This window comes from Oscillibacter sp. (assembly GCF_032060045.1).
GTDB lineage: Bacteria > Bacillota > Clostridia > Oscillospirales > Oscillospiraceae > Oscillibacter.
In genome coordinates this window covers 16,571-28,715 of record NZ_DAMBZJ010000036.1, presented here as the reverse complement: position 1 = coordinate 28,715, position 12,145 = coordinate 16,571, and the positions used below count along the sequence as shown (strand labels likewise).

General features: G+C 51.8%; 12 protein-coding genes, 5 tRNA genes and 1 pseudogene. 8 read left to right on the top strand and 10 right to left on the bottom strand.

Annotation, left to right across the window (positions count from 1 at the left end; genetic code table 11):
- Positions 1–37: 37 nt before the first annotated feature.
- Positions 38–364 (bottom strand): annotated as a pseudogene (locus RT018_RS13165) (DNA polymerase IV); the annotation flags it as partial.
- 189 nt (positions 365–553) lie between these two features.
- Here RT018_RS13165 and RT018_RS13160 point away from each other — a divergent pair.
- The 3 genes from RT018_RS13160 to RT018_RS13150 all read left to right on the top strand — a co-directional run bounded on the left by RT018_RS13160 (position 554) and on the right by RT018_RS13150 (position 2,722).
- Positions 554–1,135: an SOS response-associated peptidase gene (locus RT018_RS13160; RefSeq protein ID WP_312942711.1), complete on the top strand. Its 582-nt coding sequence runs from the start codon at positions 554–556 to the stop codon at positions 1,133–1,135.
- Between the two features lie 226 nt (positions 1,136–1,361).
- Entirely contained in the window at positions 1,362–2,297 is a 936-nt protein-coding gene (locus RT018_RS13155) for an AAA family ATPase (protein WP_312942708.1), read from the top strand.
- A gap of 11 nt (positions 2,298–2,308) precedes the next feature.
- Entirely contained in the window at positions 2,309–2,722 is a 414-nt protein-coding gene (locus tag RT018_RS13150; RefSeq protein ID WP_312942706.1) for a hypothetical protein, read from the top strand.
- A 235-nt stretch (positions 2,723–2,957) separates the two neighbouring features.
- Here the strand turns inward: RT018_RS13150 and RT018_RS13145 are convergent, their stop codons facing one another.
- The gene (locus RT018_RS13145; RefSeq protein ID WP_040664218.1) at positions 2,958–3,161 is read right to left on the bottom strand and encodes a helix-turn-helix transcriptional regulator; all 204 of its coding nucleotides are present in this window, start codon (positions 3,159–3,161) and stop codon (positions 2,958–2,960) included.
- A gap of 169 nt (positions 3,162–3,330) precedes the next feature.
- Here RT018_RS13145 and RT018_RS13140 point away from each other — a divergent pair, with 169 nt between their 5' ends.
- Positions 3,331–3,738, top strand: coding sequence for a hypothetical protein (locus RT018_RS13140; protein ID WP_312942701.1), 408 nt, complete (start codon positions 3,331–3,333; stop codon positions 3,736–3,738).
- 87 nt (positions 3,739–3,825) lie between these two features.
- Positions 3,826–4,005, top strand: a complete 180-nt coding sequence (locus tag RT018_RS13135) for a hypothetical protein (protein WP_312942699.1) — start codon at positions 3,826–3,828, stop codon at positions 4,003–4,005.
- A gap of 804 nt (positions 4,006–4,809) precedes the next feature.
- Here RT018_RS13135 and RT018_RS13130 read toward each other — a convergent pair.
- From RT018_RS13130 to RT018_RS13095, 8 genes are all read right to left on the bottom strand, one after another.
- Positions 4,810–4,883, bottom strand: a tRNA-Cys gene (locus RT018_RS13130).
- Between the two features lie 101 nt (positions 4,884–4,984).
- A tRNA-Gly gene (locus RT018_RS13125) sits at positions 4,985–5,060 on the bottom strand.
- A 3-nt stretch (positions 5,061–5,063) separates the two neighbouring features.
- Positions 5,064–5,139 (bottom strand) — tRNA-Phe (locus RT018_RS13120).
- A 31-nt stretch (positions 5,140–5,170) separates the two neighbouring features.
- A tRNA-Asp gene (locus RT018_RS13115) sits at positions 5,171–5,247 on the bottom strand.
- Positions 5,248–5,274: 27 nt separating this feature from the next.
- A tRNA-Val gene (locus tag RT018_RS13110) sits at positions 5,275–5,351 on the bottom strand.
- Positions 5,352–5,469: 118 nt separating this feature from the next.
- Positions 5,470–6,354, bottom strand: coding sequence for an Hsp33 family molecular chaperone HslO (gene hslO, locus RT018_RS13105; RefSeq protein ID WP_312942697.1), 885 nt, complete (start codon positions 6,352–6,354; stop codon positions 5,470–5,472).
- Positions 6,351–7,145: a class I SAM-dependent methyltransferase gene (locus RT018_RS13100; protein WP_312942695.1), complete on the bottom strand. Its 795-nt coding sequence runs from the start codon at positions 7,143–7,145 to the stop codon at positions 6,351–6,353. Before RT018_RS13100 ends, hslO begins: the two co-directional genes overlap by 4 nt.
- Positions 7,142–7,432 carry a YerC/YecD family TrpR-related protein gene (locus RT018_RS13095; protein ID WP_312942693.1) on the bottom strand — a complete coding sequence of 97 codons (291 nt, stop codon included), beginning with the start codon at positions 7,430–7,432 and terminating at the stop codon, positions 7,142–7,144. The genes RT018_RS13100 and RT018_RS13095 overlap by 4 nt, the downstream gene beginning before the upstream one ends.
- A 245-nt stretch (positions 7,433–7,677) precedes the next feature.
- Between RT018_RS13095 and RT018_RS13090 the strand changes: the two genes are divergently transcribed.
- The 3 genes from RT018_RS13090 to RT018_RS13080 all read left to right on the top strand — a co-directional run bounded on the left by RT018_RS13090 (position 7,678) and on the right by RT018_RS13080 (position 12,101).
- Positions 7,678–8,397, top strand: coding sequence for a hypothetical protein (locus RT018_RS13090; RefSeq protein WP_312942691.1), 720 nt, complete (start codon positions 7,678–7,680; stop codon positions 8,395–8,397).
- A 25-nt stretch (positions 8,398–8,422) separates the two neighbouring features.
- Complete coding sequence (locus RT018_RS13085; RefSeq protein WP_312942689.1) at positions 8,423–9,055, top strand: cytidylate kinase-like family protein; 633 nt, start codon at positions 8,423–8,425, stop codon at positions 9,053–9,055.
- A gap of 76 nt (positions 9,056–9,131) precedes the next feature.
- Complete coding sequence (locus RT018_RS13080) at positions 9,132–12,101, top strand: ATP-binding protein (RefSeq protein WP_312942687.1); 2,970 nt, start codon at positions 9,132–9,134, stop codon at positions 12,099–12,101.
- Positions 12,102–12,145: the final 44 nt, after the last annotated feature.

The following is a 12,145-nucleotide window of genomic DNA, read 5'->3' as shown; positions in this document are numbered from 1 at the left end:
CATTCTACCCGCGCCGCATTACTGCGACTTACGGGCGCACCCATGCTTCATCCAAGCCAAAGGGTTCAATCTGGTCGGTGTAGTCGGCATAGATCTCTCGTGCCATTTTGCTGAAGCGTATATACTCCGGCATATCAGGCGGCAACGTCACCAGATCCGGGCAGCACTGCTTTGCCTGCCAGATAGCCATCCCGGTTTTCACGCCGCGAGGTTTTGCCAGATAGTTCGCCGTTAGCACAATTCCATGGCGATCCTCCTGACTGCCGCAGACCGCAAGGGGTCTGTTCCGCAGCTCCGGATGCCGCTGCATCTCTACAGATGCGTAAAAACAATTCTGATCTACATGAAGAATTTTACGTGTCATATTGAACCTTCTCATTTTTGCATTCCTTCGGACTGCGCTCCCTTCGTGCCTCACCATAGTAGTACATATGTTCTAAGACTTCAAGAGGTACTTTTTGCTATTTTTGCTTGCTGCAATAGATGTCTGCCAAATGTGCTATACTATATCCGGTATAAAAATTATGTAAGCACCGGCAAGGAGGGAAGAAGAATGTGTGGAAGGTATCAGTTTACGGCGGAGCAGTGCGAAGAAATTCAGAAAATTGTTCAAGAGGTGGAACAACGCTGTGGAAGGAATGCATGGAAACCGGGTGAGATATGCCCCTCAGTGCAAGCGCCCGTTTTGGTGGAACGGCAGGGCAAAACAACAGCGGATCTTATGCGGTGGGGATTCCAGACCCAGAAGTCACTGGTCATCAACGCCCGCGCAGAAAGCGTAGAGGAAAAGCCTCTGTTTCGGAACAGCGTACTCACGCAACGCTGCATTATCCCCGCCACCGGATTCTTTGAATGGAGTACGGACAAGCGAAAGCATCTGTTCCATCTACCCGATGCTGAGCCAATTTATATGGCCGGTATCTATGACCAACGACAGGGTAAAGATTGCTACTGCATTCTGACCACGGAGGCAAACGAATCGGTACGTGGTATCCATCCACGGATGCCGCTGGTACTGGCAAAAGATGAAATAAACAGTTGGATGATAGATCCGGCTGCCTATCAAATGTTACTCAAAAAAACACCGCCGCAGCTTCTAGCCACGGCGGTTGACAATCAAACATCGCTTTGGTAATTGTGTGCCCTTGGGACTAAAACTGCCCAAGGGCGCTTTTCTTGTTGATATTGGCGTTATTTTGGTGTATCCTAATTTTGGTAATTCAAACATACCGTTGAAGTTCCATTAATAGCAAAACTGTGCAATTCACTATGTTGTGCGTTATGTGAATAATGTGCTATTTAATATGGATAGCTACGCTTGTGAGATTAAATCTATATTTAATACAAAAGGAGTGTTTAAAATGGCAATAACAATTAGTATGATAAATTGGAAAGGTGGAGTAGGAAAAACGACGCTAACTTTACATGTTGCAGCTGGATTAGCGTTACGAAATAAAAAAGTTCTGGTCGTTGATCTTGACCCACAATGCAATTTATCTTTCCTATCATTAGGCTTACAGAAATACATTGACAACACCTACAAAAATGGCATGAAGACACTGAAAAATGTTTTTGATGGATATTTTGATAATGAGGAAGTCTCATCTAATAACGTTATACAAAAAAAGCTAATTGTATCTTCACCCGGCAAAGTATATACAGACTTGGACATTGTACTTTCACATCAAGATTTAGTTTTACTCGATTTAAAATTAGCAAGAAACCATAAGGCAGGAAAAGACCACAAGGAAGATACACGTTTTGAGATCGATAAGATTTCAATATTACATAAGTTATTATCACAAGTCAAACAAGATTATGATTACATATTTTTAGATTGCCCACCTAATGTTAATTTGGTCACCCAAAATGCCTTTTTTACTAGCGACTATTATCTTGTCCCTGCCATTCCGGATTTCTTGTCAACTACTGGTATTTCGTTAATTAGTAACTTTATGGACGATTTTAACAAGGATTTCAATGGAATGTGCGCTTATGCAGGTTTAGAAGAAGCATATACTCCGACAAAATTTGCAGGAATAATTTTTAATATGGTGGATGAATATGGCGGTAGGCCTAAGCAAACACACTTAGAAACAATAGATAGCATTAAGAAACAATTCTCAAATAAAGTCTTTACCAATTATCTCACTGATGGAGATGGTATATCTGCAGCTGCCTCAATTAATATAAGGGTATTTGCATACGACGATTTACCTCGTTCTAATCAAAATGCAAAAAAACAATCAGAGTATTTGTTTGGTATTGTGGATGAAATTATTGCCAAAGTGAAATGAGGTAAAATAATATGAAATCTTCAGAAATTGTTATAATTTTAAAGAAGTGTGCAAAAATATTGGAGCTATTTGATGACATACCATTGACAGAAGCACTGGATAAATTGTACAGCCTGGCTCAGAAAAACACAAAAATAGATTTGCGTACAGAAGAGCAAAATGGTACAGCCAAAATAGAAAAAACTTGCACTATTGATGATGCGCTTATAGAGCAGATGGCAGGGATGAACAGTGAAGAATTATTACTGTTTTTGCAAGATACGACAGCTTTTAAATCCAAGGCAGAACTAATGAATTTGGCAGAAAAACTTTCAATAACATCTTCCAAACGTCACAATATTGAAACTTTAAGACATTTTATTGTGACTTATTTTGAACGAGGACGAATGGATCAAATTTTCAAAAATGAAAGAAATGCTGAGTAATTTTGATTAAATGTAGTGTTATAATATTCAATCAGCTTTCTATTATCTGTTGTCGCATTAACTGAGCGGTGTATTATCCATATAATGCGGGCTATAGAAGCCACTGTAAATTACGCAGTTTGTTTATAATTGTGCCCGCATCAACAGGCGGCCTTCGGAAGAATCACTTCCGAAGGGCGGCTCGCTTTATGACCAAGAGCTTTGTTACCTACAGGAGGAAAGAAAAAGGATTGGGCTACTCATCCTCCACGTACTCCATCAGATCGCCCGGCTGGCAGTGCAGTAACCGGCAAAGAGTGTCAATCGTTTCTGTGGTGACAGTGCCACCGCTACGTAACTTTTGCATGGTGCTTTCTGGAAGCAGCTTTTCTTTACGAACTCGATATGTCGTGTATCCTGCCTCCAAAAGCTTTCCAAGGATGTCTTTGTAAACAATCACGAAATCCACCTCCTCTTGCCAGTATATCAGCTTTTATGAACATTTGAAAGTGGACAATATGAACGATTTAAGGTTAATAATTTGTAAGAACAATCAATTGAATATCAACTCTATATCTTGTATATTATGGTTATAGAGGATCGAATGAAAACTAGATAGGGGTAATCAAATGGAACGTCTTTTCAAATATCATGGCACAGTATCGAGCATGGGCTTTAGCAGCAAGGGATGCTGCGCAGCGGATCTGATTCTGGGCGACATTACAGATTGGGACAAGCCCCCGGTACGTGTGGAGGCGCACGGTGCGCTGGCAAAATACATCAACGAGATTGAGATGACTGACGCCGAGGAGCGTTATATCCAGTCTGATTGGTACTATGACAGCAATCTGTTCCTCTACCGTATTGAGGTTCCGAGCAGCGATGGACATAGCCCGGCAAAAGTTATCACGCAGGCAGACTTCCTCTCCAGCGCGCTGGTGATCTTCGGGCCGAAGGATTATATCGAAACAGATTCGCCGGAGCCGATGACGCGAGAGCAATACAGCGCATGGATCGACTGGAAGGTCAATCATTAATCGAATGCCTGCCCCGAAGATTAAGTGGGCTAAGAGAAATAAATAATAGCCTGACCTACCGGGCAAACGGGGAGAAAGAACAATCCTATGAGAGAGCAGACTGTAAAGAGCGGTGCGATCAACGGACATCACTTCGAGCTGAAGCGGCGGCACCCGGATCTGGTTTTGGCCGGAGCTGCCCCGTACATCCTGTATGTGGATGATGCGTTTTACTGTACCAGCGAATCCCGCCATGCAGCGGACGACGAGATCAAAGCGCTCCAATGATGTCGCTTCTTCTATGCACGGTCGGCGCTGGAACGCTGATTGCATGGTTATTCCGCCTTCTGGATTATATCGACCGGCCACGTCGCAAGGCTAGACGGTAGATCACTGCAAGCACAGAAGCAGCGTGGAAAAGATATTTTTCCTAATTTCGTTTTCAATTCCACATATTTCTTGCTATTTGTCCAGTTTGGCGTTAGAATGACGGGGTACTGCAAAGTACATACGGTTATTACGCCGAAGAAGCGTCTTTCTAAAGGATTGCTTTGGCCAAACGGCCCCCATCGGCGTTGTAACATAAATGTTTGAGGTAAAGTAAAAGGCCCTCCCCTTTCGGAGAGAACCCTTTACCTCAAACGCACCTGCACCTTGAAAAAATCCAAAGTGCTTTATTCGATAATAGCCGCACCACCGGCTATTGTCCACAATTATAGAAAAGTTGTTGCGCGAAAGCGCATTCTTTCTGGTTGTGTATAAACTCATGCTTTGGCCATACAGCGAAGAATTTGAACAAGACAATCGACGGGCTGTACCGCGAGGACGGCCAGCACTAGGAACGACGCCGGGCGAGGCGCAACGATTCCTAACAGGCAATCGCTCCTAGAGAGGAGCGTGACCTGAGAAGCTGCGATGAAACGCCGATTGATAATGATACTTCCTCACGGCCCCGCACGGACTTGACGGGGAGACTGCATCGGAGTGCAGATCTATGCGCCATCACTATGGCGGTTTCTTCGCTGTTTTTTCCTTTGAATAAGAATCCGAGGCAAAGGCACAATCCTTTGTACCTTTGCCTGAGATTCATTCTGGAGGTGACACCCGGATTTGAACCGGGGGTGAGGGTTTTGCAGACCCTTGCCTTACCACTTGGCTATGTCACCATGATATTATATAGTATATACGAAGCGCCGGAAAAAGTCCAGCAAAATTTGAAAGTTGTTAGAAAACCGAATGCCCACACAAGGGTGTGGGCATTCAGTTTTGGAGCGGGCAACGAGGCTCGAACTCGCTACCTCCACCTTGGCAAGGTGGCGCTCTACCAGATGAGCTATGCCCGCAAATGGTGCCTTCGATCGGAATCGAACCAATGACACGAGGATTTTCAGTCCTCTGCTCTACCGACTGAGCTACGAAGGCATATGCGGGAAGAACGCTTCCCGCGGAAAAATGGCGACCCGGAACGGGCTCGAACCGTCGACCTCTAGCGTGACAGGCTAGCGTTCTAACCAACTGAACTACCGGGCCATAGGACCTTTTGCAGAGAGCTTGAGGTGGTGGGAACAACTGGACTCGAACCAGTGACCCCCTGCTTGTAAGGCAGGTGCTCTAACCAGCTGAGCTATGCTCCCGAATGCCGCTCGCTCTCGTCAGACGGCAAAAGTTATTATACAAAAAGGTCCTCGATCTGTCAACTAAAAATAACAAAATTTTTAAAAAGATTTTTTAATTTGTAAAATTGTGGAATATTTAGCGCGTCGCAGAAGCTAAAAGCGTCTCCAACTCCGCCTTTGTAAAGGTCTGTACACTGTCACAGAAGCGGCAGGTCAGCTCTGCACCGCCCTGATCGTCGATCAGGCTGCGCAACTCCGCAGCGCCCATGGATATCAGCGCCCGCTCCATTCGCTTCCTCGAGCAGGTGCAGCGATACTCAATAGGACGCTCTTCCAGAATATCTATCTCAAATTCCGGCAGCGCCGCCCGCAGCAGGTCCGCAGGCTCAGGATACTTCTCCAGAAGCGCCGTAACAGCTCCAGCGGCCAGCAGGCCGCTTTCCACACGAGCAACGGTATCCTCGCCCGCGCCGGGCAGTAGCTGGACAAGATAGCCGCCTGCGGCGCGCACGCTCTGATCCCGGTCCACCAGCACGCCCAGACCGCAAGCAGAGGGAATCTGCTCGGATTCCACGAAGTAGGCGGCCAAGTCCTCGGCAATCTCACCGCCCATCAGGCCCACGCTGCCCACATACGGTTCCTTCATATTTAAATCCCGAATGACGGTGAGGGTTCCTTCGTTGCCAACGGCCCCGCCCACATCCAGCTTGCCGTCGGAGCGAAGGGGCAGATCCACAGCGGGATTGTCTACCGTACCCCGGACGTTTCCCTCGTTGTCTGACACGGCCATTACAAGGCCAAGCGGACCGCTGCCTCGGAACTGCAGCGAAACGCTGGCTCCGTCCTCCTTCAGAGCATTGCCCATCATGGAAGCTGCCGCCAGAGCGCGGCCCAAGGCCGCTGTGGCAACGGGCAGGGTACGGTGAATGTTCCGCGCCCGCTCGGTTAAATCCCGGCTGGAGATGGCCGAGGCCTTGATATAGCCGTCCGTCGAAATTGCTCGTACAATTTTATCGCTCATGCATTGCTCCTTTTTTGCGTTTGTGGTTGCTTTTGGCTGCCCTCCGGCTTGCGGCAGCGGAAAATTACCCGATCCTCGCCCGCGCAGGGGGGAGATTGGCGCAGGTCGCCGGTGACGTGAATCTCCTGAAAGCCCGCCGTCTCCAAAAGAAGGCGCAGTTCAGTTTCCTCCCATGCTCGCTCCCGATGCTCTTCCCACGCGCGGTCCCAGGCCCCGTCGGGGCGCAGAGAAAACAGGTCTACCCCATAGGTGCAGACCTTGGTTTTTTCAGAAAAAGCTGTACGCCAGACGCAGAAGGAATCCTCCGTCTCGTCGGTATACACCTCTCCGTCCATTCGCCGCAGCTTATACGGTGTGTTCACGTCAAATACAAACAGACCGCCTGGACGCAGCCATTTGAACACCCTGCGCAGTGTCTCCCGCATGGCGGCGTTGCTCGTCACGTAGTTCAGCGCGTCCAAAGTGGACACGGCGGCATCCACCGGTTCCGTCAGGCGTAGGCGGTTCATAGACTGGCAAATCAGCAGCGGTCGCTGGTTTTCAGGCAGGGCCTCCGCCTTGCGGGCGGCTTCTGTCAGCATTTCCTCCGATAGGTCCGCGCCGATCATCCGATACCCCAGTGCCGCCAAAAGGCAAGTGACCGTGCCGGTGCCGCAGCCGAGGTCAAGCACCGTTTCAACGCGTTGCTTCTCCTTTTGCAGCAGGCGATGAAGATAGGCCGCCCGCTTTCGGTGTGCCCCATCGACAATCAGCGCGTCATAAGCCCCGGCCAGAGACTGGTAGCAGCTCATTTCTTGTCCTGACGCTCGAAAATCACTTCGTATCCGCCTAAGCCGTAGCTCAACGACCGATTTACCCGGCTGATGGTGGCGCTGGACGCTCCGGTACGTTCCAGAATGTCGTTATAAATCAGCCCCTCGTGCAGCAGCGTGGCCACCTCGAAGCGCTGCTCCATGGCCCGCAACTCCGAAACGGTGCACAAATCCTGAAAGAAGTTGTAGCACTCTTCTTCATTTTTCAGCAGGAGAATTGCTTTATACAGCTCTCCGTTTTTTTCTTTTTTTCCAATCTTGACCATGACTGGCTCCTTTCCAAATGCAGGCGGCAGGTTGCCGCACTTCTGATTGCTCATTTTACTATTTTACAGCATGAAAGTAAAGGGGGAGATGTTGATTTTTTTAATTCCCGCCCAAGCCTGGTTTTGGACCTGCTCTGGCGGCGGGCGGCGGAGCACCTCCTGAAGCCCGGCGGCATACGCTGGAGCATGAATCATTTCGACCGGCGGGGAGCGTTCGCCGTCTTGAACCTGAGAAGGAGGCTGCCATGCGCGATCAGATAAAGCTGGAACCGTTTGTTGCCCAGCGGGAGTGGACGGTGGATGGAATCCCCGTGCTCACCGCAGACTTGTCTCTCCCCCGACCGGTGGGAGAAGGAGCGCGGACGGACCGCAGACTTGCGCGGTACTATCAGCTCTACGCCCGCGCCTATCTGCGCTATTGTGAGCGCTGGCTTTTTCCCCAGTCGGCGGAAGCCTGTCGCCTGGCCATGGAGAATAGTGCGCCCATTCCGCAGGACTCCGCCCGGCTCACCTATTCCGTCACCTGCAACGGTGGGGGTGTTCTGAGCCTGTACACCGAATCCGTGGAGCGATGCAACGGGCGGATGGAGCGAAGACGACACGGTGACACATGGAATCTGCTTACCGGCGCGCCGATTCCGCTATCTGACTGTTTTCCCAAAAAATACCCATGGAAAAAAGCGCTTTTGCGGGAGGCGGAAGCGGAGATGGAGCGGCGGGAGAGGGCCGGAGCGGCCCGGTATCGGGAGGGGTGGCGACGGCTTTTGCGCCGCAGTTTTAATCCCGACCATTTCTACCTCTCGGAGACGGAACTTTTCTGGTTCTGGCAAACTCTGGCCGTGGCCCCTTCTGGAGAGGGCGTCTCGGTTTTTTCCGTGCCCTACGGTGAAAATGATTGTTTTTTTCCCGGAATCCGTGATATTATACAGGAGACAAAAGAGGAAACGGCGCAGGGAAAGAATTGAGTTCTCTGCCGGAAGGAGCAAGGATATGGAACACAAAATGGTAATGACCATCGGACGGGAGTTTGGCAGCGGAGGCCGGGAAATTGGGAAGCTGGCGGCCCAAAAGCTGGGGCTGCCCTATTACGACAAGGAGCTGATCGTGCTGGCGGCGGAAAAATCCGGCCTCAGCCCGGAATATCTGGCAGGGCTTGATGAGCAGTCCGTCAGCAGCTTTCTTTATTCCTTTTCGGGAGCGAACTTCTCCATGGGAATGCGGTCGGGCAGCGTGAATTTGCTGCCTCCGGCGGATCAACTGTTTTTGTCCCAGTCCGAGGTAATCCGTGATATTGCCGCACAGGGCGGTGCAGTGATTGTGGGCCGCTGCGCGGACTATGTGCTTCAGGAAAAGGGCCCTCACGTAAACGTCTTCGTGCAGGCACCCATGCGCGGCCGCATCCGGCGGGTGATGGAGCGGCGTAAGTTGGACCAGAAGGCGGCGGAGGCACTGATCCTGAAAACCGATAAAAACCGCGCCAACTACTATTTTCACTTCACTGGTGAAAAGTGGGGCGATCGAAAGTGCTTTGATCTGGTGCTCTCCAGCACCATCGGCATTGAGTCGTCGGTAAACATGATTGCGGATTATTATCTTCAGGTGGAGGCAAGCCTTCAAAAATAAACGCTGCATGGGTCCGTCCGTCAGAGGGAACATTCCTGAGAACCGGCAGGATGGGCCTTGGAAAGGCGAAGAAATTATGGGACGCAGACAAAAAGAAGGCGGTGCGGCATGGGGGAGGGCGATAGGGATATCGCTCCCTGCCGTGTTGCTTTTTTTCTACGCACCCGCCGCCCGGGCGGCGGACCAGCCTTTTTTACAAGCTGCCGTCCAATATCCCCATGTGCTGCTGGTTGTGGGACTTGTTGTGCTGCTGGCAGAGGGGCTTGCTTTGCTGCTGTGGGGCAACCGCCGGAGACGCACCCTGGTCCGGGAGGCGCAGGAAAGGGAAGGGCAGCTTCGAAACATGATGGATTTGGTGCCCGGCGGCATCTGCTCCTTCCGGGTGGACGAGAAGGCTTGCTTTGAAACGCTTTACTTCAACACGGGCTTTTATCAAATGCTGGGCTATTCCGCGCCGGAGATGGGCGGAATCGTCAACCCAATGCTGAACGTCCATCCCGATGACCGGGCGGCCCTTTGGGAACAGCTCGCCCGCTGTCAGCAGGGAGGGGAGACCATTCGAGCAACCTTCCGCATTCTGCGGGAGAACGGGAACTATGTCTGGATTACGCTGAAAGCATCCCCGGCCCCCCGGATGGGCGACGGACGGACCTACTACGGTATATTCAGCGATGTGGACGAGCTTAAACGCCTTCAGGAAAATCTGGAGGAAAACGAGTGCATGCTTCAGGCGGCGATGGACCATGCCGACGTAGACTACTGGATCTATGACCCAGCGCTCCGCATGCTGATCACCAGCAAGCGAACCTGCACGCTGTTTGGGGTGCCCAGAGTGCTGAAGAATTATCCCCAGTCCTGGTTTGCCCAGAACATCACGCTTGAGGAGGATATTCCAAGACTGCAAAAAGCGATTGATGCCATTGATCAAGGCGCACCCTTTGCCTTCTGCGAGGTGCGGGAGCGCACGGCCAGCGGGGACATTCAGTGGAGTAAGATTAAAATGACCTCTTTGTACGACGCGGAGGGAAACCGGACGCGGGTGCTGTGCACCGGGGTGGTGTGCACCCAGCTTCACCGGGAGATCGAGCGGTATGAGCGGCAGAATGAGCGCATGCGCGCGCTGGTGTCCAATGCGTTGGTTTCGGCCCGCCTGAATCTGACGAAAAACACCTGCAAGATGGGGCCTGCCCTGTGTCCGGACATTTTAGAGGGACTGGACGGAACCGCAGACGCCCTGTTCGCGGCCATGAAAAAACGTACCGCTGCGCCGGAGCAGTGCGAGGAATTCGGCCGGCGCTTCAACCGCGGGGCTCTGCTGGCTGCCTATGCCCAGGGGACGACCACGATGACCTCTGAGCGCAACTGCCGGATTGGGGGCATGTTCCGCTGGCTGACGGTGCGGGTGGACATCACGAAAAACCCCGTGACCAACGACGTGGAGGCCAACATCTATTCCTTTGACATCGACGATCAGAAGTCTATGGAGCAGATTATGGATACCGTCATCCGCCGGGAATACCTGATGATTCTGCGGATCGACCTGAATACCGACACCGCGCGGATTTTTGCGTCGCAGGACAAGGACCACTGCATTCGGGAGATTCCGGAGGCAGAGGCGGCGCTGCTTGGCGTTGTCAGGGACTCTTTTGCCGGAGACAATTTGGAGGAGACGCTGAGCCGTCTTTATTTCAGTGAAATTCGGGCCCGGCTCAGCGCCAACGTGGAATATACCGTCTATGCCGACTGCCACAGCGGCGCCAGAGAAATCCGGCGGCTGCGCTATTCCTTTGTCTGGCTGGACAGGGAAAGCGATATCATCTGCTGTACCATGGCGGACTGCACCGACGCCTTTGTCAGAGAGCGCCGCCGCAGCGAAGCACTGCGCGCTGCGCTGGAGGAAGCCCGCCGGGCAAATCAGGCGAAAAGCGAATTTCTCTCCCGTATGAGCCACGAAATCCGTACCCCCATGAACGCCATTTTGGGGCTGACACAACTGGCACGGGAAAACACGATGGATTCCGAGGCAATGGGAATGATGGATAAAATCCAGGTGTCCGGCGAATACCTGCTGGGGCTGATTAACGACGTGCTGGATATGAGCCGGATTGAGTCCGGCCACATCGAACTGCACCCCGAAACGGTGAACACGAGGGCGCTGCTGGAGGATATCCAGGCGCTGATTATGCCTCGCATGGAGGAAAAGGGAGTTCGTTTTCATCTGGATGCAAGCGGCATTGTGCCGTACGTGGTGGTAGACAGGCTGCGTATCCAGCAGGTGTACATCAATATTTTGAGCAACGCTGTGAAGTTTTCAAGGCCCGGCTCGGAAATATTCTGCACCGTACGCCACGCTCTTTGCGGAGACGACAAAATTTCCAGTACCGTTGTCTTCCGGGATCAGGGTTGCGGCATGAGTCCGGAATTTCTCGGCCGGGTGTTCGAGCCCTTTGAGCAGGAGAACACCGGCTATCAGCATCCCCAGCTTGGAACGGGGCTGGGCCTTGCCATTGTGAAAAAACTGGTGGAAGAGATGGGTGGCACGGTCTTCGCCAAAAGTGAGCTGGGCCGAGGCAGCGAGTTTACTGTGTGCATCACCGTGCCCAAGGGGCATCCGCCGGAAGAGTCGGAGGAAGCGTCCGTCCGGCGCGGGCCCCCAACGGCCCTTGCGGGAAAGCGGATTTTGCTGGTGGAGGATCACCCCATCAATACGGAAATTGCAAAGCGAATGCTTTCCATGGGTGGAATGCTGGTGGACCACGCGGAGAACGGAAAGTTGGCACTGGAGTGCTATATTGCCGGGGGAGTGGACTATTACGATGCGATTTTGATGGACATTCGCATGCCAGTGATGAACGGAATCGAAGCGACAAAGGCCATCCGTTCCTCGGGGCGGGGGGATGCCCAAAGCATTCCCATCATCGCCATGACCGCCAACGCCTTTGAGCATGACCGACGGGAAACCCGGGCCGCCGGGATGAATGCCCATCTCTCAAAACCTGTGCGACGGGAAGAGCTGGTGCAGGCTTTGGGGGAATTTATAAAATAAGACAGGGGGCGACCGCTCCCGCCGAGGTGTGCGGAAAAGCTGAA

What these genes read in the sequence shown, in the direction of transcription:
- RT018_RS13150 (WP_312942706.1), top strand. Translation starts at nt 2,309, where the DNA reads ATGAAATCTTCAGAAATTGTTATAATTTTAAAGAAGTGTGCAAAAATA.
- RT018_RS13080 (WP_312942687.1), top strand. Translation starts at nt 9,132, where the DNA reads ATGGGACGCAGACAAAAAGAAGGCGGTGCGGCATGGGGGAGGGCGATA.
- RT018_RS13155 (WP_312942708.1), top strand. Translation starts at nt 1,362, where the DNA reads ATGGCAATAACAATTAGTATGATAAATTGGAAAGGTGGAGTAGGAAAA.
- hslO (WP_312942697.1), bottom strand. Translation starts at nt 6,354, where the DNA reads ATGAGCGATAAAATTGTACGAGCAATTTCGACGGACGGCTATATCAAG.
- RT018_RS13090 (WP_312942691.1), top strand. Translation starts at nt 7,678, where the DNA reads ATGCGCGATCAGATAAAGCTGGAACCGTTTGTTGCCCAGCGGGAGTGG.
- RT018_RS13085 (WP_312942689.1), top strand. Translation starts at nt 8,423, where the DNA reads ATGGAACACAAAATGGTAATGACCATCGGACGGGAGTTTGGCAGCGGA.
- RT018_RS13135 (WP_312942699.1), top strand. Translation starts at nt 3,826, where the DNA reads ATGAGAGAGCAGACTGTAAAGAGCGGTGCGATCAACGGACATCACTTC.
- RT018_RS13100 (WP_312942695.1), bottom strand. Translation starts at nt 7,145, where the DNA reads ATGAGCTGCTACCAGTCTCTGGCCGGGGCTTATGACGCGCTGATTGTC.
- RT018_RS13095 (WP_312942693.1), bottom strand. Translation starts at nt 7,432, where the DNA reads ATGGTCAAGATTGGAAAAAAAGAAAAAAACGGAGAGCTGTATAAAGCA.
- RT018_RS13160 (WP_312942711.1), top strand. Translation starts at nt 554, where the DNA reads ATGTGTGGAAGGTATCAGTTTACGGCGGAGCAGTGCGAAGAAATTCAG.
- RT018_RS13140 (WP_312942701.1), top strand. Translation starts at nt 3,331, where the DNA reads ATGGAACGTCTTTTCAAATATCATGGCACAGTATCGAGCATGGGCTTT.